Annotated in this window: 24 protein-coding genes and 2 pseudogenes; 9 read left to right on the forward strand and 17 right to left on the reverse strand. The window is 61.5% G+C overall.

All coding sequences use genetic code 11. From position 1 onward, the window contains the following. Positions 1-8: 8 nt before the first annotated feature. From FYJ68_RS09705 to FYJ68_RS10560, 5 genes are all read right to left on the reverse strand, one after another. On the reverse strand, positions 9-836 hold the full coding sequence (locus FYJ68_RS09705; RefSeq protein ID WP_154436088.1) for a nitroreductase family protein: 828 nt from the start codon (positions 834-836) through the stop codon (positions 9-11). A gap of 56 nt (positions 837-892) precedes the next feature. Then, positions 893-1,903 carry an NADP-dependent oxidoreductase gene (locus FYJ68_RS09710; RefSeq protein WP_154436089.1) on the reverse strand — a complete coding sequence of 337 codons (1,011 nt, stop codon included), beginning with the start codon at positions 1,901-1,903 and terminating at the stop codon, positions 893-895. Then, the gene (locus tag FYJ68_RS09715) at positions 1,900-2,361 is read right to left on the reverse strand and encodes an Rrf2 family transcriptional regulator (RefSeq protein ID WP_154436090.1); all 462 of its coding nucleotides are present in this window, start codon (positions 2,359-2,361) and stop codon (positions 1,900-1,902) included. The genes FYJ68_RS09710 and FYJ68_RS09715 overlap by 4 nt, the downstream gene beginning before the upstream one ends. 149 nt (positions 2,362-2,510) lie before the next feature. Next, positions 2,511-3,158, reverse strand: a complete 648-nt coding sequence (locus FYJ68_RS09720; RefSeq protein WP_154436091.1) for a flavodoxin family protein — start codon at positions 3,156-3,158, stop codon at positions 2,511-2,513. A 120-nt stretch (positions 3,159-3,278) separates the two neighbouring features. Beyond that, positions 3,279-3,635: an SDR family NAD(P)-dependent oxidoreductase gene (locus FYJ68_RS10560; protein WP_407670326.1), complete on the reverse strand. Its 357-nt coding sequence runs from the start codon at positions 3,633-3,635 to the stop codon at positions 3,279-3,281. On the opposite strand from FYJ68_RS10560, the gene FYJ68_RS10565 reads away from it, so the two are divergent. Continuing rightward, positions 3,552-3,893, forward strand: coding sequence for a TetR-like C-terminal domain-containing protein (locus tag FYJ68_RS10565; RefSeq protein ID WP_407670327.1), 342 nt, complete (start codon positions 3,552-3,554; stop codon positions 3,891-3,893). The two genes, FYJ68_RS10560 and FYJ68_RS10565, sit on opposite strands and share 84 nt — an antisense overlap. A 190-nt stretch (positions 3,894-4,083) precedes the next feature. Here the strand turns inward: FYJ68_RS10565 and FYJ68_RS09730 are convergent, their stop codons facing one another. From FYJ68_RS09730 to FYJ68_RS09740, 4 genes are all read right to left on the reverse strand, one after another. After that, the gene (locus FYJ68_RS09730) at positions 4,084-5,106 is read right to left on the reverse strand and encodes an aldo/keto reductase (RefSeq protein ID WP_326832314.1); all 1,023 of its coding nucleotides are present in this window, start codon (positions 5,104-5,106) and stop codon (positions 4,084-4,086) included. A gap of 27 nt (positions 5,107-5,133) precedes the next feature. Beyond that, entirely contained in the window at positions 5,134-5,289 is a 156-nt protein-coding gene (locus tag FYJ68_RS10570; protein WP_407670328.1) for a flavodoxin, read from the reverse strand. 137 nt (positions 5,290-5,426) lie between these two features. Further along, positions 5,427-5,975, reverse strand: coding sequence for a flavin reductase family protein (locus FYJ68_RS09735; protein WP_154436092.1), 549 nt, complete (start codon positions 5,973-5,975; stop codon positions 5,427-5,429). An 8-nt stretch (positions 5,976-5,983) separates the two neighbouring features. After that, positions 5,984-6,925: an aldo/keto reductase gene (locus FYJ68_RS09740; RefSeq protein ID WP_154436093.1), complete on the reverse strand. Its 942-nt coding sequence runs from the start codon at positions 6,923-6,925 to the stop codon at positions 5,984-5,986. A gap of 155 nt (positions 6,926-7,080) precedes the next feature. Between FYJ68_RS09740 and FYJ68_RS09745 the strand changes: the two genes are divergently transcribed. The 3 genes from FYJ68_RS09745 (at position 7,081) to FYJ68_RS09755 (ending at position 8,540) form a co-directional block, all read left to right on the forward strand. Further along, entirely contained in the window at positions 7,081-7,539 is a 459-nt protein-coding gene (locus FYJ68_RS09745; RefSeq protein ID WP_154436094.1) for a MerR family transcriptional regulator, read from the forward strand. Positions 7,540-7,998: 459 nt separating this feature from the next. Next, complete coding sequence (locus FYJ68_RS09750) at positions 7,999-8,274, forward strand: hypothetical protein (RefSeq protein ID WP_154436095.1); 276 nt, start codon at positions 7,999-8,001, stop codon at positions 8,272-8,274. A 98-nt stretch (positions 8,275-8,372) separates the two neighbouring features. Beyond that, complete coding sequence (locus tag FYJ68_RS09755; RefSeq protein WP_154436096.1) at positions 8,373-8,540, forward strand: hypothetical protein; 168 nt, start codon at positions 8,373-8,375, stop codon at positions 8,538-8,540. A gap of 193 nt (positions 8,541-8,733) precedes the next feature. On the opposite strand, the gene FYJ68_RS09760 is transcribed toward FYJ68_RS09755, so the two are convergent. The 5 genes and pseudogenes from FYJ68_RS09760 to FYJ68_RS09770 all read right to left on the reverse strand — a co-directional run bounded on the left by FYJ68_RS09760 (position 8,734) and on the right by FYJ68_RS09770 (position 14,137). Then, complete coding sequence (locus tag FYJ68_RS09760) at positions 8,734-10,512, reverse strand: GmrSD restriction endonuclease domain-containing protein (RefSeq protein ID WP_154436097.1); 1,779 nt, start codon at positions 10,510-10,512, stop codon at positions 8,734-8,736. 89 nt (positions 10,513-10,601) lie between these two features. Next, the gene (locus FYJ68_RS10285) at positions 10,602-11,024 is read right to left on the reverse strand and encodes a hypothetical protein (protein WP_229772183.1); all 423 of its coding nucleotides are present in this window, start codon (positions 11,022-11,024) and stop codon (positions 10,602-10,604) included. Then, complete coding sequence (locus FYJ68_RS10290; RefSeq protein WP_229772184.1) at positions 10,994-12,373, reverse strand: hypothetical protein; 1,380 nt, start codon at positions 12,371-12,373, stop codon at positions 10,994-10,996. Before FYJ68_RS10290 ends, FYJ68_RS10285 begins: the two co-directional genes overlap by 31 nt. A gap of 289 nt (positions 12,374-12,662) precedes the next feature. Next, positions 12,663-13,415: pseudogene (locus tag FYJ68_RS10575) on the reverse strand (DEAD/DEAH box helicase family protein); the annotation flags it as partial. Continuing rightward, complete coding sequence (locus FYJ68_RS09770; RefSeq protein WP_326832315.1) at positions 13,412-14,137, reverse strand: ATP-binding protein; 726 nt, start codon at positions 14,135-14,137, stop codon at positions 13,412-13,414. The pseudogene FYJ68_RS10575 and the gene FYJ68_RS09770, both read right to left, overlap by 4 nt. 200 nt (positions 14,138-14,337) lie before the next feature. Between FYJ68_RS09770 and FYJ68_RS09775 the strand changes: the two are divergent. From FYJ68_RS09775 to FYJ68_RS09790, 4 genes and pseudogenes are all read left to right on the forward strand, one after another. Then, positions 14,338-14,916 (forward strand): annotated as a pseudogene (locus FYJ68_RS09775) (type IIL restriction-modification enzyme MmeI); the annotation flags it as partial. Further along, positions 14,916-15,431 carry a type IIL restriction-modification enzyme MmeI gene (locus FYJ68_RS09780; protein WP_326832320.1) on the forward strand — a complete coding sequence of 172 codons (516 nt, stop codon included), beginning with the start codon at positions 14,916-14,918 and terminating at the stop codon, positions 15,429-15,431. The pseudogene FYJ68_RS09775 and the gene FYJ68_RS09780, both read left to right, overlap by 1 nt. An 87-nt stretch (positions 15,432-15,518) precedes the next feature. Beyond that, positions 15,519-16,427, forward strand: coding sequence for a LysR family transcriptional regulator (locus tag FYJ68_RS09785; protein WP_154436101.1), 909 nt, complete (start codon positions 15,519-15,521; stop codon positions 16,425-16,427). Positions 16,428-16,521: 94 nt separating this feature from the next. Continuing rightward, the gene (locus FYJ68_RS09790) at positions 16,522-17,109 is read left to right on the forward strand and encodes a LysE family transporter (protein ID WP_154436102.1); all 588 of its coding nucleotides are present in this window, start codon (positions 16,522-16,524) and stop codon (positions 17,107-17,109) included. 121 nt (positions 17,110-17,230) lie between these two features. Here FYJ68_RS09790 and FYJ68_RS10300 read toward each other — a convergent pair whose 3' ends face one another. The 3 genes from FYJ68_RS10300 to FYJ68_RS10310 all read right to left on the reverse strand — a co-directional run bounded on the left by FYJ68_RS10300 (position 17,231) and on the right by FYJ68_RS10310 (position 18,858). Continuing rightward, positions 17,231-17,530: a hypothetical protein gene (locus FYJ68_RS10300; RefSeq protein ID WP_229772187.1), complete on the reverse strand. Its 300-nt coding sequence runs from the start codon at positions 17,528-17,530 to the stop codon at positions 17,231-17,233. Positions 17,531-17,600: 70 nt separating this feature from the next. Beyond that, the gene (locus FYJ68_RS10525; RefSeq protein WP_326832316.1) at positions 17,601-18,404 is read right to left on the reverse strand and encodes a recombinase family protein; all 804 of its coding nucleotides are present in this window, start codon (positions 18,402-18,404) and stop codon (positions 17,601-17,603) included. A gap of 25 nt (positions 18,405-18,429) precedes the next feature. Then, entirely contained in the window at positions 18,430-18,858 is a 429-nt protein-coding gene (locus FYJ68_RS10310; RefSeq protein ID WP_326832317.1) for a recombinase family protein, read from the reverse strand. A gap of 285 nt (positions 18,859-19,143) precedes the next feature. Between FYJ68_RS10310 and FYJ68_RS09800 the strand changes: the two genes are divergently transcribed. After that, a complete protein-coding gene (locus FYJ68_RS09800) occupies positions 19,144-19,731 on the forward strand; it encodes a DNA methyltransferase (protein WP_154436103.1) in 588 nt (195 codons plus the stop codon). Positions 19,732-19,877: the final 146 nt, after the last annotated feature.

A 19,877-nucleotide genomic window follows, 5' to 3' on the forward strand; every position in this document is an offset into this window, starting at 1 on the left:
TCGAGCCGTTAGGCACCCGAGACTTCGCCGGAGATGGCAAAGGTGGTCACGTAGTCGGTGGCTTCGGGCGCCTCTATCCCCGGATCCGACTTCATGAACGTCCCCACCAGGCCGGCATCCTGGGCGGCAATCTGAAAGTGGCAGGCCGCGATGCCCATGTCGACCTTCTGGATGTCCCCGGTCGACTCCCGCGCGTACCCCTTGGTCCTGCGCTCGAAGAAGTGGACCCTCCCGCCGTCGACGACAAGTCGCCACGGTTGCTTGTTGGTTGCCGAGGGAGACCAGCGCACCATCTGGAGCGGCCCCAGGAGGCCGCCCGCCTCTCCCTCGCCAAGGGGATGGCCGAAGTCGCCCCTGAAGAAGAGGGACTCGAACGGGGCCCGCTCGTCAGATTTCATGTTCCTGCGCATGAGGGACTCGCGCACGGACCTCTTGTCCGCAGCGTAGCCAAGGGGGGTCACGGCGGGCATGACCTCGTCGGAACCCACCCCCATGGCCCTCTCGAACGCCTTGCGGTCGATCGTCGCGGCAAGCCACACCGTACCCAGCCCCAGCGACGTGGCGAGAAGGACGAACCGCTCAAACGAGCAGCCAAAGCCCAGCTCCGCGTCCTCCTGCCTACGGTACTTTGCCGCCACGTACGTGTTGGCACCAACGATCACGGGGCTGGACACGCCGTCGCGCCTGCGGTCGAGGAACCTGAACGTTATGGGCACGCCAAAGGGGTTGGTGTCCTGCTTGGTGAAGTCCTCGAGCTTCGCCATAATCTCGTCCGGGATGGGTTTGTCGCTGAAGGTCCGCACGCTCTTGCGCGCCTTGATGGTGCTGGAGTCCATGTGTTGTGCCCCCTGTTCCTCTCGCCACTACGTGCTTACGCCTTGCCGGAGTGCCCCTAGTCTTGCTCGACGTGCAGGAGGGTCTTGCCCTGGGAGTGGCCGGACCTCACGCGCTCGAGCGCGTCGTTTACCTGGTCGAGCCCGTAGGTGCCGTCGATGGAGACCTGCAGCGGACGCTCCGCCGGGAAGAGCTCCCCCACGCGCTCGAGCTGCGCGCCGTCCTCGTGGACGAAGACGAAGTCGTACGTCTGGTCCCTCTGCGCCGCCATCCTGTCGAACTTGCGGCCGGCGATGCCGAAAAGCGCGCGCTTCACGGGCGAGAGGCCAGAGCGCCTGGCAAAGCGGCCGTTGGGAAGGCCGCGCAGCGACACGAGGTGCCCGCCGCGCTTGAGCACGCGGAACTCGTCCGGCAGCTCGCGCTCGCCCAGGGTGTCGAGCACGCAGTCGACGTCGTGGAGCACGTCGACGTAGCGCTGCGCCTTGTAGTCGATGAAGGTGCTGGCGCCGAGCTCGCGGACGCGCCCCTCGTTGCGGGCGCTGCCGTTGGTCGACACCACGAGCCCCATGCGCGCGGCGATGGGGATGGCCATGGCGCCGAGGCTGCCCGTCCCGCCCGAGATGAAGAGCGTCTGGCCCGCCTTCGCCCCCATGAGCTCGAGCGCCTGCATGGCGGTGAGCGCCGTGAGGGGCACGCAGGCGGCCTCCCCCATCGATAGGTAGTCGGGCACGACGGCAAGGGCAGACTCGTCCACGGCGGCGTACTCGGCGAACGCGCCGATCTTGGCGAGCGGCATGCGGCCGTACACGCGGTCGCCGGGCTTGAACTTGCCAGCCGCAGAACCCGCCTTGACGACGGTGCCCGAGAACTCGTTGCCCATCACGAGCGGCGTGCGGTACGGCACGATGAGGCGCACCTCTCCGCGAACGATCATGTTGTCCAGCGGGTTCACCGCCGCCGTGTGGATGCGCACGAGGACCTCGTGCGCTGCGAGCTCGGGAACGGGGATGTCGCGCACCGCGAGGGTCGCGCCGCTCTTGCCGTACCTGTCCAGGATCGCTGCCTTCATTTGCCGTTGCCTTCCTGCTGGTGGGAGTCCTTCTCGCCCTTCTCGATCCGCTCGCGCATGCGCGCCATGCAGTCCGCGAGCGTCGCGCCCGCGAGCTCCGCCTCCACCACCTGCTCCGCGTGGCGGAACATCCCCCCGAGCACGGGGCGGATGTTTCTGCCCACGATGCACTCGTCGCTGGGGTTCTGGTGGATGTCGAACACGTGGACGTCATCCGTCTCCTCGACCGCGCGGTACACGTCGAGCAGGGAGATGTCGGCGGGATCCTTGAGCAGGGCAAACCCGCTCCTGCCGCGCCGGCCCTCGATGATGCCCGCGCGGCTGAGGCGCGCGGCTACCTTGCGGATGTAGCTGGCGTTTGTCCCCACGCTCGTCGCGATCTGCTCCGAGCTCATGGGCTGCTCCGCCTCGGAGACGAGAATCAGCATGTGGATTGCCGTCGAGAACTTGGTGTCCATGCGCTCCCCTACTTCCTACGTCTGTCGAGAAGATATTGTATCCGTAGGTGATACATCTAGCGCGACAATGACTCACGGCCGACCAAGGTACACAAAACTCATCACTTGGAATACGCCGAGGGGACGTGCGCAAGCATCCCTACGCAGGCTCAATCGCCGCTCTCGCGCACCAGCCTCTGTCCGATCCCGTAGGCGTTCTCCAGGTCCTTGGGGAAGTTCTTCTCGCGCGAGAGCTTCTTTTTGGCCTCGTCGAAACCCGCCATGTTGTAGCGGGAGTAGTCCGACACCTGCAGGGTGTCGTGGCACGGGTACAGGCAGACCTCGCCGTTGAGCATCTGGAGCTCCTGCGCGTACCCCTCGAACGCGTCCTTGTAAAGCCTGTCGTAGAACTCCTTCGTCGCGTTCATGCTGACGAAGAGCCCCACGTTCACCTTCCCGGTGAAGTAGTTGCTGTAGTCGTCGTAGGACAGCGCGCAGAAGTGCAGCCGCTCCATCACCTCGAAGTACCGGCTCGTCGGTCTGCCCAGGTAGATCGCAGTGCCAACGAGAAGGACGTCCGACCGGAAAATCCTGTCGATTATCGGGGACAGGTCGTCCTTCCAGTAGCAGTGGCACCTCTCGGCACCCTTCCTCTTGCAGAGCATGCAGCTCCTGCAGCCAGTGAAGTCGAGGTCGTAGAGGTCTATGTGCTCGACCTCGGAGCCGGCGCTCCTGGCACCCTCGGCCGCCGATTTTAGCAACTTGGCGGTGTTCCACGCCTTGCGAGGGCTTGCGTTGAGTACCAGGGTCTTTGTCATGAGTCTCCTAACACTGAGAATCACAAGTAAACGTGCGCGTATCCAACGCGAGTTTAAACGCTTTCGCGAATCATGTTCCACAGAAGACGTGCCAACTCGCCGCAGCCCAAACACGCCGCGCTAGCTCCTGGAGTCGGGCTCTTTCCAGGGAACCTCGAGATAGTTACCAGAAGACATGGCGGCGTCCACGGGGATCACGGCTCCCGTGACATAGTTGACAAGGACATCCAGGGAACCGTATGCATCAAGGGCGGTCTGCATGAGCTGCGCCACATCTTCTTCGGAAGTTACGTCCGTCTTGCAGAACAGGGCCTCGCCTCCCTCTTGACGTATCTCTTCAGCGATGGCCTCTCCCCTGTCGGCTCTACGTCCGACAAGCACGACCTTCAGACCTTGCGCAGCAAAGACCTTTGCAGTCGATTCGCCAATGCCCTCAGCGATCGCTCCCAGAACAGCCTCGACGCCTACCTGCTCGATTTCTACGTGAGGAACGAGCGTGAGGCCGTCTGCCGGTACCAGGGGGTGACGACCCTCGACGAAGAGACGGAATACGTGATTCGCCAGTATTCCTATGGATGCCTTGGCACCACGATCGAATGGATCCTTGGGAAGAACGGCCTGAGCGTTGAGAGCATGGCTCGGTACCAGTACCTCTGCATGCCCGAGATACTCAAGCGCGCATGGATGGCCGATGCCGGCAGCATGAAGGGCCCCGCTTGCCGAACGGAATCATAGTGGGCAAGCTCGTGGCAAATGCTTCTCATACGTTGGACACCAAGTCCGGGCTCCCTCGAACGCATCTTAAAATCTGCAGGACAGACATCTTCATCTTTACTGTCTAAAAAGCAAAGGTGCTTACGCTGACACCAACGCTGTGGCTGAGGCAACTACACGCACTGCGACGGCATCGGGCGGGCGTGCACATCTATTTCGTCGGGTCGGTCGTGCCCGCAAGGGGTCTCTCCCCCGGCCGCGCGAGGGGGCCAACGAGCTCGTGGGGGCGGTATGCCTCCTCGAGGAAGCCCACCTCCTCGGCAGAAAGACTCAAGTCCAGCGCCCTCACGGCATCGTCCACGCGGTCGGGCCTGGAGCAGCCCACGATGGGCGCGGCAACTCCACGGGACCAATGCCACGCGAGCGCGATGTCGGCCATGGGTACGCCGCGCCTGCTCGCAAGCTCCGCGACGCGTTCCACAATGGGCAGGTCAAGCTCCCTGTCGTGGTCGTACTTCTCGCGCATGGTGGAGTCGGTCGTGGAGCGCCTGCTTTCGGAGTCCCACGTCGGACGCGTGAGGTGGCCGCTCGCGAGCGGGCTGTACGGGGTGAGCGACACGCCGTACTGCCGGCACACGGGAATCATCTCGCGCTCGTCCTCGCGGTACAGCAGGTTGTAGTGGCACTGCATGGTACTGAACGGGGTCCAACCGTTTTCTTGCGCCGCGACCTGCATGTTGTGGAACTGGTAGCCGTACATCGCGCTCGCGCCCAGTGCCCGCACCTTGCCTGCGCGCACGAGGCCGTCCAGCGCCTCCATGGTCTCCTCGATGGGTGTGTCGTAGTCGAAGCGGTGGATGATGTAGAGGTCCAGGTAGTCGGTGCCAAGGCGCCGTAGGGTGCCGTCGATTTCGTGCTCTATCGCGGCCTTGGTAAGGTGCCCGAGGCTTCCCTCGTTGAAGAACACCTTGCTCGCCAGCACCACGTCCTCTCGCCTCGCCCCGAGGTTCTTCAGAGAAGTGCCTATGAACTCCTCGCTCGTACCGTGCGCGTAGCAGTTCGCCGTGTCGATGAAGTTTACGCCGAGCTCGAGGGCGCGTTTGAGGACGGCTTGCGTTGCCGGCTGGTCGATGACCCACTGGTGAAAGTCGGGAAACACCTTGCCAAAGCTCATGCCGCCGATGCACACGCGCGATACCTTGATGTCGGTCTTGCCAAGAGTTGCGTACTCCACGATTACCTTCTTTCGGCAGAAAGCCAGCTATATCCCAAGCCCATCGACCCACTCGGCAAGGCGACGCCCGGACGGCGAGCCGTTAAGGACGCGACCGTCGAGCACGCGGGCCTCGGGATGAAGCTTCCTGATGCGCTCCGTCGCGCGAGAGATCCCGCTCCCGGTTGAACCCGAGCGACATATCGCCCCACTCGGCGGAAATGGTGTTGGTGAGGTATAGCCAGGACTGCAGGATGATGAGACACACCACGACGTAGCTCGCGAGCCTGGAAAGGGGAATCACACCTCCGACCGGCTCCTCGTTCACGCCAGGCACGAGGCTACTCCCTGTCAAGACGCAGGCATCCCCCAACGCGCTCGCCAAGACTCCAGTACGAGTAGGTGGGGAACTCGAAGAGGACCGGCGCCACCCTGCCGTAGTCTATCTTTCCCCTCTCGTCCAGGCATGCCTCGTCCACGTACGTGCCGTCGATCGCGAGCACGAAGGTCTCGAAGCCGTCCGTCTCGTACACATCGTCGACGGAGCAGGCAAGCGAGAGGGGCGACTCGTCGACGAGCGGCGCGCCGTCCTCGGCCGCGCTCCACGCAAAGGCGCAGGACTTGTCCTCCTTGGTGCCGCTCACGCTGCCCACGTGGTCTGCCGCGCGAAGGAGCTTCTCATCGATCAGGTTGACCGAGCAGGTGCCGTTCTTGCGGATCCACTGGTTGGTGTAGTGCTGCTTGGCGCAGCTTATGGTCACCCTGTCGTGCCCTATGATGCCGACGTGCGCGACGAGAAGCCAGTTGGGGCCCTTGTCCGTCATGGCGCCCACGACCGTCACGGGCGTGGGGTACAGTGCGAGCTTCGATCCAAGGTTCTTCTTTGCCATTGTCTCTCCTAGTCCATCTTCTTTTCCCAGGCGCGCACGGCGTTGATGCCGAGAGAGTCCGCGACATTTTCGAGCTCGCGCACCTCGTCAGCGGATAGCACGACGGAGCTTGCATTTGCTGCATCCGTCACGTGGGACTCCTTCGTGACGCCCACGATGGGGCGCGTCCCCTTGGCGATCGCCCAGGCGACGGGGACCTGCGCCAGCCCCACGCCGTGCGCCTCCGCGACCTTGGCGAGCTCGGCGTTGAGGGTCTCGAGCCTGTCGAGGACCGGGTTGTACTTCTGGGCGCGGGCAGAACCCTCGGGCATGGGGTGCGACGTGTCGTACTTGCCGGACAGAGCGCCCTGCTCGAGCACCATGTACGACCAGAACTCGACGTCGTTCTGGCGGCACCAGTCGAGGATGCCCGAGTCCTCGGACGAACGGTTGATATGGCTGAAGTGGTTCTGCACGGCACCCAGGCGAAGCCCGTGCTCGCGCAAGATTGCGTCCGCCTGCTTGACCTCCGCGAGGTTGTGGTTGGAGACGCCGATCACGGGAGCGTCCTCCCTGCCGTCGAAGAACACTGCGAGCTCGCCAATCCAGCGTGGGGCGTCCACCGTGTTGTGCACCCAGTACACGTCGAAGTGGTCGAGTCCCATGGTGTGGAGCTGCATCTCGTACATATCGGCCACGGCTGTCTTGGACGACACGTCCATGCACTGCGGCGTGAGCTTGTCGGAAACGCGGTAGTCCTCGCGAGGCAGGTCCTTCAGGAAGCCTGCGAGCGTCCTCTCGGACTCGCCCATGCCATAGACGTACGCGGTGTCCCACAGGTTGAGGCCCGCGTTCATCGCGGCGTCAAACACGGGTCGAAGCTCGTCTGCGGCGAGCCCATGCCCAAACGTACCATCGTTTCCCCAGGCCCAGGCGCCCAGCACGATCTTGGGGTCCTTCTCGTTGTGCATTCCTGTCTCCCATCGTCCGAGCTGTGTCTTCCTCAAGTCGCTGGGACGATTCTCAGACTTAGACTATGGTTTAAGTCAATATACTTTCTCTAAATTATGAAAGCGGCTTCACATCCTGTGACGGGGTGCGGGGCGCCACCAGGAGGGGAAGCGTTTTGGAGAAGGTCTACACCATTGGGGAGGCGGCGGCCGTGCTGGGGATGCCGGCGTCGACCATCCGCTACTACGACAAGAACGGCCTGTTCCCGGACATGGCGCGAAGCCAGGGCGGCATCCGCGTGTTCACCGAGGACGACCTGGAGTGGGCGCGCTTCATAGAGCGGCTCAAGGTGTCTGGCATGCCCATCCGCGAAATCAAGCGCTACATAGACCTCTATCGCGAGGGGGACTCCACTATCGAGGAACGCCGGCGCATCGTGAACGAGCGGCGCGAGGCCATCCTGAGGCAGATGGAGGACCTCAGGCTCTCGCTCGACTTCATCACCTACAAGTGCTGGTATTACGACGTGGCGGCAAAGTCGGGCACCTGCGACACGCCCAAAAACATGCCCGCCGAGGAGCTTCCGGAAGATATACGGCGCATAAAGGCAGAGTGCCGAATCAACAGGTACTAGGTTGCCGGAAAACGCCTCGCACGGAGGGCTCGACGTCGCCAGGGCGTCCGGACTCGCGATCCCTGTGGCAAGACTGCTCAGAATAGGGATAGGATTCAATCCTTCTTCTAGAGAGATTAGACCACGAGGGCTCGCTTGTGAATGGGCCGGGGATTCCCTACCTGAGCGTCATTGAGGCATTCCGGCGTCTCTGCGTTCGCCCTGGCCGGCATCGTGATCGCAAAGGCGAAGCGGAACAACAAGACCCATGCCTCTAATGTGGCAGATACCCTGATCAGGCCACCTGATCGTGATGCTCGCGCCCGAGGGGCGCCTCAGGGCACGGCCCTGAGAGTTCTCCTGTCAGGCCCTCCCAACTCCGTGGACAAGCTGTGCATATCGCGTGTGCCCGCGGCAGGCGGTATTCAGCATACCTAAAATAAATTGCGTACAATGTTTTTACCGAGGAGAGGAAGACGCATGACCGAGAAGGAGACGGGGCCGATTGGCTCTTCGAGCAGCGAGACCGCCAACAGGAAGATCCTGGAGCTGGTGGATGAAGCCAAGGTGAGGCGCATACCGTTCTTCGTGCGCAAGCATGCATTGAGCAAGACCTTCGAGAAGATCGAGCACGAGCACCCCGAGCTCTATGCCGTGGCCGCGCAGGAAGGCCCGCTTCCCGACGAGGCGCGCTCGCAGCTCGGCGCCATCGTGAACGCGATCTTCGACCAGAAGCTCAAGAAGCACAGCCTGTAGGGTGCGTGGCAGATTCGCATTGCGCGGTTTCGGGCTGCGCAGCCTTATGTAAGTGAGACCGCCCTCAGAGGGGCGGGGCGCCGATAGAAACGCGAACCTTGTCGAGGTCGCGTTCGAAGAGAGGCGCGTGCCTGCTCTACCTCGCGGACCACGGCGACGTGGACGCGATACGACACGACGTGGTCTCCATCGTCGTAACGGGAGAGCGCCAGGCGAGGCTACGCCACCTCATCGGTGCCTGGCAGTGGGCGGAGAGCAGGGAGTGACTTGGGACGTCATAACACAGACACCGCCCGCCTGGAAGGGGCGACCGCTCGGAGAAACCCGGGCGGTCGCCCCTTCAAGCCGCCACGGCCGCAGCCAAGCCCTCCCGCGGCCGCCCTCCCCGCCGTCAGGAACACCTAACGACGGCGGGGAGGGACAACTGCAAGGCATCCGAACGCCTGCAAGTCTGAACTTCTACTCGCAGAGCCTCTCGTATGCCTTCCTTACGGTGCCCGCCATGAGCACCCTCCTCTTTGCGAGGAAAACGGGGTACTCAAGGCTCTCGAAGCCGAGGGGAAGCGCATTGTCCTCGCAGGTCCTGGCATACCCCTCTTCGCCGAGCCTCTCTCTGAAGGCAGCGACGTATTCGGAAGGGGCCTGGTCGCCAATCTCGATGTTCGTGTTGTAGTCGAGGTACGTGAAGTTGGCGATCTGGTTCCGGTCGCGGTCGTTGTCGTAGCCAATCTTCGTAAGATAGCTCTTCGGGTAGATATGGTGCTTGTCGACAGCGTTTTTCTTCCCGCTCGCCCCGATGGCGAAGTACTGGGCGAGCGGCGACGTGCTAAACAGCATGGGCGTGCCAAGGACGATGAGCGAGGCGACGTAGCCGAACCACGACGGCGAGTTGGCGGAGGACCCCTCAAGGCTGCTCGGAAGGCTGTAGGTGAAGAAGTCGTCGGTGAGTCTGGTCTCAATGGCAGTCTCAAGGTATGTCACGAAGCCCTCCGCCGTCGTGACGTCTCTTAGGTCGGCGAACTGCTTCTCGACCTCGGATTCGGTCGACCCGGTGTAGAAGCCGGTGATGGTGGACATGAAGATCCACTTGGTTATGACCTTGTTGAGCTCGAACGGCGGCACCTTGTAGTCGTACTTGCCGATGAGATAGAGGACGTAGCTGAAGACCACCGCGTTGGTGGAGGCAACGATGCTCCCCTTGAGGTATCCCGCCTTGCCGAACAGGTTGAGGAACGCATGCCAGTTGTTGAGGTTGAGCGCGAGGTCAAGCGACCTCTTGAACATCTCGAGGTTCTCCTCGCGCGTCTTGCTCGAGGTGATGCCGGTCTTGAGATCCTTTCCCCGGAGGAGCATGTAGGCGTACTTCAGCCGGGCGTGCCTGAATCCAACTCCAACCGCAACCCGGATGAGATGCGACGGGTCGACCTCTATGATCTGGTTGTATGCGGTCCCGTCCTTCGGTACGCGTGACTCCGCGCAGAAGCTATCTATGCGCGAGTGAACCTCGTTGTCGAACACCGCGAGCAAGGTCTCGATGAAGTTCTTCTCCGTGAGCTTGGTCCCGCCAGAGCTCACGCGCACGAAGATCTCTGCCACGTCCTCCTCGTCTGCCTTCGAGCTGATCTTGAGTGTCGGCAGGGTGTATATGCCGAGGTTGAGAAGGTCGTTGAGGTTCTCCTCGACCAGATCCTCCTCCTCGTCGGTCAGTTCGGGCCGGTCGTTCCTCCTCCGTCCCTCGTCGGCCTGCCTGATAAAGGACTTGCGGAACTTGGACACCGAGTGGTTCCTGTCGGCCTCGAACACCGAGCTCACGGAGCTGATCCACTCCGTGTTCCTCTCGTATGCCTGCGTCCAGACCGCGAACTCCCCCGTGAGCGGGTTGAACGAAATTTTGATTGTCCTGTCCCTGTAATTCTTGTCCCTTACCCTCGTCCCGTGCAGCGCCGCCAGGAGGGCGGTGAGCCGCTGCTGGCCGTCGATGACGAGGTCGTCCGGCTCCTTGTAAGCCTTCTCGTTGCCGCCGATGTGCTTGGCGTTCCCGTACTCGTCCGGCGACGACCAGAGCATGATGTAGCCGACGGGGTAGCCCTTGAGCATCGAGTCGAGGAGGTCCCTGACCTTGCTGTCGGGCCAGACGAAGAGCCTCTGCAGGTCGGGCAGGCCGATCTTCCCCAGCTCCACGTCACGGAGGAGGTCCTCGACCTTGCTGGGGATGTTGTCGAACAGTTCCTTTCCCATGGCTACTCCAGCCTCCCGACCCACTGGAGCAGGTCGTCGTAGTCAGCCACCTGGTGGTAGCGCACGTCGGACGTGCTCGCCTCGTAGGCCTAGCTCGCGTCGTCCGGCATGCGCGAGGTGAAGATGGCGGTGTCGTAGCTGCGGTCCGTCTCGTGGTACTCCACGTGCTTCACGACCATCGCGGCCTTCTCGGAGAGGATGTGCCCTCCGGCACGCTTGATGAACTCCTCGGGATTCACCCGGTAGAGCAAGAAGACCTGGGGCGATATGGCAGAGAGAATCCTCGCGGCGCTCGCCCGGGTGACCTGGGCCACCGAGGCGACCTCGCCCACCAGATCATAGGTCACCGCAACCGGAGCAGAGGCTTCATCCACGTCGTGGGTCTCGCTCCTCTGCGCGACGAACGCCCTCCCGCTCGCAAGCTCATCGCGCCTCCCCTCGTCGCGCTGGGAGCCAGCGGTCATGGTGTACTGGAGCCGGCTCACGGCGAGGTCACTGTCGATCCTCGCCACGGCCTTGCGCTCGAGCTCCGCGTCATCAAAGGATACGGTGTAGCTGTGCTTCCTGCTGATGCGGTCCCACAGTTCCTTGAGCTCGGTCCGTGCGAAGTTCTCCTGCACGATCGCGTTCTCGGTGACCTTCTCCTGGGCGCGCTGCACCATGCCGTCAGCGCATGCGGGTCGTAGACGCCGCGAATGAGCGCCTCGATTGCCTTGGCGTGCGCCTCGTCGCCGAGGCAATCGGGCAGCTCGTGCATGGCATTAGCCTGGAACTTCCCCTCCCCCACCATGGCCCGGAAGTCGTCGGAGGGCCGGTCGGCGTCGTCGAGGAAGCCGTTCTTCAGGAGGTACTTGTAGCTGGCATTGGAATCCGTTGCGGAGAAGCTAACCTCCTCGCCGTCCACCTCGAGCGTCTTTCCGCTGAAGAAGTCGATCTCGACCTTCTGCGACCGCTCGCGCAGCGTGCCCCTGATGTCGCTCTGCAGATCCCGCACGAAGGTCTCGTAGCTCTCCGAGGCGATGACCGTGAGAACGTTCACGCGCTGGACCTCGTCGGGCCCGAGGAGCTGGGCGTCCTGGCGCACGCCGTCCTGGTCAACGCAGAGGCGCATTCCGCGGCCGACCTCCTGGCGCTTGGCGGTCTCCGGCCCCGACTCCTTGAGCGTGCAGATCTGGAAGATGTTGGGGTTGTCCCAGCCCTCGCGCAGGGCCGAGTGGCTGAAGGCGAACCGCACGGGCTCGTCGAGCGAGAGCAGCCGCTCCTTGTCCTTGAGGATGAGGTCGTAGCCGCGCCGGGCGTCGTCGTTGATGCCGATGCCCTCTGCCGCCTCGGCCTTCTTCTCACGCCTTGACTCGACCGCGTGACCCTTCTTGTCGATGGAGAAGTACCCGTCGTGGACCTGGTGCGCCGTGTCGCGCCTCAGGTACTCCAGGTAGCTCGGGTCCGCGAGGTCGTCCGTCGTGGGGTGCGCAAGCCTGCCCGCAACGGCGGCGGCGTACTCCTCCTCGAAGACCTTCCCGTAGCCGACAATCGCGCCGTTGCCAGTCACGTCGCGGTACTTCGCGACCTCGTCGATGAAGAAGAGCGAGAGGCACTTGATGCCACGGCGGAAGAGCGCCTGCTCCTTCTCGAGGTGGCTCCGGATGGTCTCGCGTATCTGCACGCGCTGCATGTCCTCGAGGGCGGAGTCGTTGTAGACGGTGCCCCCATCGATCTCCACGCCGTTCAGCAACCGCACGTGTCCGGGACGGCCGTCCACGCCGGGTACGATGCCGTCGTTGCCGCCGACGATCTGATAGCCGCGATATGCCTCGAGCCTCGTCGAGCCAGAGACGTCGTAGATGCTGTCCCCCCTCGCCAAAGCGGCCCGTGGCCTTGCCCACCCTGCCTGAAGCCGACATCCTCTTGTACTCTATGACCGCCACGGGCGGCCTGTTCTTGGTCACCAGGATCTGTCGGAGGAAGAGGTATGCATCCGTTCCCCGCATGTTCTTGAGCTTGAAGCCCTTGACCTCGATGCGCTTCACGAGACGCTGGTTGTAGGCGTCGAGTGCGTCGAGGGAGTAGACGAGGTCGTTCCTCTCGCGGTTGGTAGCAGAATAACCCAGCACGAAGAGGGGCTTGAAGAGCGCGATGCCCCTCTGGGTGGCGGAGCCCCTCCTTCCCATCTTCTGTGGCTCGTCGAGGATCACGATGGGGCGCATGGCGGCAATCACGTCGATGGGGCGTCGGCTCCCGAAGTCATCGCGCTCGTCGAAGATGATGCGGGACGCCTTGTTCTTTGCGCCCTCCTTCATGGAGGTGTTGAATGCCTGCATGTTGATGATCATGCAGGAGACGTCCGAGGACTGCGCGAAGGAGTCCAGCTCGTTCAGCCGGTCAGAGTCATAGATGAAGGCATTGACACGCTTGCCATACTGCTCGAAGAAGTGTTGCTCGGTGGACTCGAGCGACTTCTTCACGCCCTCGCGGATGGCGACGGAGGGCACAACGACGATGAACTTGCACCAGCCGTAGCGCCGGTTGAGCTCCAGCATCGTCTTGGTGTAGACGTAGGTCTTGCCGGTGCCCGTCTCCATCTCCACGTCCAGGTGGCAGGCGATCCCCGCCATGTCGCGGCAGGTGGTCTCGGACTCGTCGAGCTGGTTGCGACGCTCCACGCGGCGGATGTTGGAGAGAAGCTCGGACTCCGTGAGCCTCACGGGTGCGTTGGCATAGCCCTCCTCCATGCCCTGCTGTAGGTCGCCGGCGCCAAACAACGCTCCCATGCCACCGCGAGCGGGCAGTGCCCCCAGGTCGCGCAGGTACGCCGCCGCACCCTGGTTGGGCTGCCCCTCGAAGGCGTCGCACACGGCATCCGTCGCGTCCGTCTGGTACTGCTGCACTTTGAACCTGAGCCTCATTGCCCATCACCATCCACAACCACCCAGGTACCTGCCTTCCGTGAACCCTCGCGTCTCACCAGGCCTGCTTGCTGAAGGTGCGCAAGCATGAGCGTCACAGTGCTTCGTGACAGGCCGAAGGACTCCGCCATACGAGCCTGCGTGATGGAGGGGTCCTTCGCAAGCATTGCGAGAAGGGCTCTTTCCTCCGAGCTGACGCCCGTGTTATTGTCCGATTTATTGTCTTTATTGTCCGATTTATTGTCCGACGCCAGGCTGTTTGCGATCTTCCCAGGGGCGTCCGTGACGGCCTGTCCGTGGAGGTAGGCGCCGAACTGCTCAGCTGACGGGCGCCACATATTCACGCGCAGCATACCGTCGATGTCCAGGAACTCGGGAGCACGCAGTCCCCTCTCCCCGAGCTCATGCATGATCCTGGGAATGCCGCTCCCCCAGCCCTCGATAAGCCCCATGTAGAGGAATGCCTGCGCCAGCGCCTCGTTGCGGGGCCGCGACTGGCCTGACAAGGCCCTGTCGAGCGAGAAGCCCCTCACTATGCCTCCCGGGGAGCTCACCTCGAGGCGGTCGTCGTAGAGGGCGACCTGCACCGACGAGCGCTCCACGTACGAGCGGTGCACCACCGCGTTGGTGATGGCCTCACGGACGGACCACTCCGGCAGCTCGAAGACGTCCCTTCGAACCACGCCGCCAAGGTCCGCTCCCATGTTCATCTTCTCCAGCACGAACTGGTAGGCGCTTGCTTTCTCGTGTCAACACGTTCGTGGCGCACATTGCCACGTGCCCGCCCATAAGGCCCCTCATGTGTCCGGCGGGTCTGCGATAGTGTCACCCGTGACTAATCCGTACGCAGGGGGGAAGCGCATGGCATTGAGCAAGAAGGCCGTCGAGGAGTTCGTAAGGCGCTGGACGGGCAAGGCACGAGGAGCAGGACAAGCACCTCTACTGGATTGGGCTCTTCCAGGACGTCCTGGAGCTTTCGGACGCGCTCGACCGCCTCAGGTTCGAGCAGCCCGTGCACGCCAAGGCCTCAGACCACCAGTGCTTCATCGACGTGCTCATCCCCACAGCCTCGGTCATCGTTGAACAGAAGGGCATAGGCCACGACCTCTCCAAGGCCGAAGTGCGCCAGGGCTGCCCCGTCACGCCTTCCCAGCTGGCGCTCGCCTACACGGAAGGGCTGCCTCTCTCCCAGATGCCCCACTACGTCATCGCCTCCAACTTCGCCGAGATGTGGGTCTATGACACCGAGCGCGACCCCCTCTGCAAGGGCGAGCCGCTGGTCATCGCGCTGGAGGACCTGCCCAAGAACCTCCCGGCCATCCAGTTTCTCGCAGGACGCGGCCAGGCGCCTGAAACCATCCAGAAGGCGGTCTTCGTCGAGGCGGAACGCATCATGGGCCGCATCCACGAGGCTGTGGCCAGGAGCTTTTCGAGGCAGCCGGCTTCGACCGCAACGACGAGACGATCCACCACGCCATCAGCGCCTTCTGCTGCCGCGTGATGTTCCTCATGTTCTGCGGGGAAGAGGCTGGGCTCATCCCGCAGAACGCCTTCCGCGACTACGCGCAGCACTTTCCGGCCAACTCGGCCGACTACCTCCGCAACGCCATGCGCGAGCTCTTCAAGTGGCTCGACACGCCGGACGATGCGCGCAATCCCTTCGTGAGCGACCTGCTCAAAGCCTTCCCCGACATGAACGACGGTCTCTTCTCGGAGCGCACCGTCATCCCCACGCTCTCGGAGGTGCTGCGCACCACCATCATCGTGGAGGGCTGCCAAGAGTTCGACTGGTCCGAGGTCAACCCCACATCCATCTTCGAGGGGAGCCTCGGCCACGACCAGAGGCGGTCGGGCGGCATGCACTACACCAACCCCGAGAACATCCACAAGGTCATAGACCCACTCTTCCTCGACAACCTCGAGGCCGCCTTCGCGGAGGCCTGTGCCAAGCCCCTCGCGGGCGGCGCCCACACCAAGGCGCTCGAGGACCTGCACAAGAGACTCGGCAGACTTTAATACAATGTAATTATTCCCAAGAAGCCGCCGCTTAGGGGTGCAAGGCTCCCAAGTCGGGCGCAAATCGGAATTTCCAAGGGCGGGATCATGACGTTTCAATTACTAAGATACATAGTCGCTATCGCGGAAATCGGTTCAATTACCGAGGCGGCAAAGCAGCTACATATATCACAGCCCAGCTTGTCGGCGGCATTGAAAGAAGCGGAACGGGAAGTTGGGTTCGAGATATTCACAAGAAGCCGCAGCGGTGTCGCGTTGACGAAGGAGGGCGTAGAATTCCTTGGATATGCGAGACAGGTGATTCATGAGATGAATCTTCTGGAAGACCGCTTCATATTGAGCAAACCCGAGAAACAGCGCTTCTGCGTATCGACCCAGCATTACACCTTCACGGCAAACGCGTTCGTCGAGATGGTTCAGATGTTCGGGCAGGAACGATTCGAGTTCGTCCTCAACGAAACCCAGACTCACCAGATACTGGAGGATGTGAAGAATCGCTTTTGCGATCTGGGCATCATATATCTGTGCGATAGAAACGAGACATTCCTGCGGAAGACAATGGACGAAATGGGCCTGAGCTTCCATGAACTGTTCTCTGCTTCTCCGCATGTCTTTCTCCGGGCAAAGCACCCCCTGGCCGGAAATGAGTCCGTCACGCTGAAAGACCTGCAGCCATATCCGAGGTTGAATTTCCTTCAGGGAAGCTACGAATCGGCCGATTTTTCCGAGGAGCCGTTCAGCACCGAGCTGTCGGAAAAGGAGATTCGCGTCAGCGACCGAGCCGCCATCGTCAATCTGATGATCGGACTCGATGGATACACCATATCGAGCGGAATATTTCCGAAATTCCTGCAGGGACGGCAGATTGTCTCGGTGCCACTTGCGGAGAAGGAGAAGATGCGCATCGGATATGTGCTTTGCAAGGGACAGGGTCTGTCAGAGCTTGGGTCGATCTACGTGGACGCGTTAAAGAAGTTCGCTCCGCAACATGCATAGTCTATAACTATGGTTAAGCATATAAAATACGTGTTATCTATAGGTCTCCATTTTGCAGCATGATGATATCACCGCCGCGAAAGGAGATCTCGTCATGTCGGGATATGTGCTCGCTTTTTTCTTCGTCTATGCGATCGTGAATGCATTTACGCCGGGACCGGGAAATATATTGGCGCTCAATACAGCGACCAATTACGGGTGGCAGAAAGGGAAGCCGCTCTTTTGGGGAATATTCGCTGGGTACTATGTGGTTCAGATCGTTTGCGCCGTTTTCGTGTACGGAGTAGGGGCATTTCTTCCTGATGCCTTGCAGGTCATGAAGTATGCCGGAGCCGCCTATATCCTTTGGCTTGCGATCCACGTTGCCACAAGCAAGCCCGAGATCGGCGAAGGGCAGGGGTCCGCATCTTTCATGAAAGGATTCCTGCTGCAATTCGTGAACATCAAAATATACATGTTCGGAATCACAGCGCTGACAGGGTTTGTCACTCCATACAGCAAGGCATTGTGGACTCTGATGGGGTTTGAGCTTCTAATCGCAACGATCGGGACGATTGCAACTTCAACTTGGATTGGCGCCGGGCTTCTGATGCAGAAATTCTATGTTGAGCACTACCGGATTATCAATATCATCCTGGCACTAACATTACTGGAATGCATATGGAGTATGCTGCAAGTTTAAATTCTAATTTGTGTAGATAAAGAAGATCAAAGATAAGCAGTACGTAGAATATGGGCAGTATCGGAAAGACAGAGACAGTGGGCACATCCTGACGCCGGACGGCCTCCGTTTCATGTGCGCTTCACACGACTACGACCCGGAGGCGATCGGCAGGCACTTCCTCGAGGTTCTGTAGAAGGTCTGCCCACCGGACAGGGAGCCGGTCGTGGCGGATGACGATGGGTGAGGCGATCCGAATGGGTCGCCTTTTCTGCGCTCTGATTTCCTGTCCGTTCTTGAAGGTGACGCATCTGTCATCTGCGCCGTAGACCGTGACGTGGTCGACGAGGCTGCAGAAAGCCTCGGGGTCGAATTTCGTGATGACGGAGTCCTGTCGCTTGAGGTCTTCGAGGAAGGTCTCGATGGTCTCCCGTACGAGCACGCGCAGCTCGATCTTCTCAGCGGTCTTGCCGAACGCGGCCTTGGCGGTCTCGAAGCGGCTGACCAGCTCGTCATATCGCCTCTGGTACTCGCCTTGATCCTGCGCCTTGCGGGCGTTCTAAGCGATGAGCTGGTCGATGAGTCCCGATGCTACGTTCATCTCCTCCTCGAGGATCGTGCGCTCCTTTTCGAGGGCGTCCGTAGAGTAGAGCTTCCGTTTGATCTTCTGGAAGTTGCGGTAGACGATGTCCCTGTTCTCTACGAGCCGGTTCAGGGCGGATAGGAAAGGAGGCCTCGATCTGCGTGTCCGTCAGGTGGGCGTTTCCGCATCTTTCGCCGCCGTCGTTCTTACGGTTACATTGCCAGACCGTCCGCTTGTACTTGCTGTTGGAGTGCCAGATCTTCGAGCCGAACAGGCTCCCGCAGCATCCGCAGTAGACCTTCCCGGAGAAGAGGTGCACGCCGCTGTGGCGGTTCCTTCCGGGGGTGCGTCGCTTCATCTCGCGCTGCACCGCGTCGAAGACCTCCGGGCCGACGATCGCCTCGTGGTTGTTCGAGACGTAGTGCTGGGGTATCTCGCCCGTGTTGGGCACCTGCCTCTTCGTTAGGAAGTCCTCGATGTAGCTCTTCTGAAGCAGTGCGTCGCCCTTGTGCTTCTCGTTGGTGAGGATGCTCTTCATGCCCCCGGCGTTCCACCGGTAGTCGCCAGGTGGTGCCCGGTGGCCTTCCTCCATGAGCTTCGTCGCGATGCCGTAGGGTGTCATGCCCCTGAGGAAGAGTGCGTAGATCCTGCGGACGGTGACGGCCTGCTCCTCGTTGACCACGAGGTTGCCATCCTCGCCGCGCTCGTATCCGAGGAAGCGCGAGAAGAGCACCGTGACCTTGCCGTCGGCGAATCGCTTACGCTGACCCCACGTGCAGTTCTCCGATATCGAGCGGCTCTCCCCCCTGCGCGAAGCTCGACATGATTGTGATGAGCGGCTCGCCCTTGGGGTCGAACGTCCAGATGTTCTCTTTCTCGAAGTAGGCCTCGTTTCCGTGCTCCTTGAGCTCGCGTATGGTGGTGAGGCTGTCCACGGTGTTGCTCGCGAAGCGGCTGACCGGCTTCATGAAGATGAGGTCGATCTTGCCGTCGAGCGCATCGTCGACCATAGACTTGAAGTCCTCGCGCCGCTTGGTGCTCGTACCGGTTATTCCCTCGTCGGTGTAGACCTTGACGAACTCCCAGTCGTCGAGTTTCTTGATGTAGTTGGTGTAGTAGTCCACCTGAGCCTCGTAGCTTGTGAACTGCTCGTCCTTGTCGGTGGACACCCTCGCGTAATCGGCCACCTTGCGCCTCTCCCTGCTCCCTATTGAGAAGCGGAGTAGCGGTTCAGGGTCGCGGGATCGCCGTTACTTTCCTTTTCGCCAATTGGCTCCACGCTCCTTCGGGCTACCGAGGGGGGTGCAAAACAGATAACGACGATGCGGGCAGAAAGACTGCGAGCAAGAGAATATGGCAATCTGGTACTTACCGGAGGTATGACAAGAAGCCGAAAATGCCGTGTTTACAGGCGGTTTCGAGACTTCTCTCCTTGTGCTGCCCAAACAGCGGATTGTATCAAAGTCGGTCGATTGTTAGACCCGGCCTGCGGCAGCGGCAACTTCTTCACCAAGAGCTACCAGTGCCTGCGCAGGCTCGACAACCACGTCCTCATCGAGCTCTCCAAGGACGGCCAAATCTCCTTCGACATCGAGGGCACCGGGGAGGACCAGGTCAAGGTCACCCTCGCAAACTTCCACGACATCGAGATCAACGACTTTGCCTACGCGGTCGCGCGCACCGCCCTCTGGATCGCCGAGAAGCAGGCGGACGCCGATACCGCGAGCATCGTTCACCACGTCTACCAGACGCTTCCCCTCACCGACTACGGCAACATACGCCAAGGAAACGCACTGCGGCTCATGGGGTTCCAGGACAGTGACAGGCTGAGCTCCTCCACATGGGCACGCACCAGATATCAGACCTCAGGCGCTCTCGGAGGAATCGGTGAGGCAGACCCTCATGAGCCTCACGAGACGCAGGTACCTCCTGAGGGACGGGCACGAGATGCCAATACTCCGGATGCTGGAGCACGCGGCGAGGGGCAGGCCGTCCACCTACGACCTTGGAGTCGCACGCGAGGAGAGTGTCGACTCCCACAAGGTCGTCTCACCAAATGAGGCAGAGGAGCTGCGTCAGTCCGGCAGGGTCATCGCGTGTGACGCAGGTCACGCATCAAGAATTGAGAATCTAAAAACCCATAGGGTGGGAGCCATGCTTTCCTATAATGCGCGACCCCCGACCGCATAATCCACACCGCGACTCG

Source organism: Olsenella porci (assembly GCF_009695875.1).
Taxonomy (GTDB): Bacteria; Actinomycetota; Coriobacteriia; order Coriobacteriales; family Atopobiaceae; genus Olsenella_H; species Olsenella_H porci.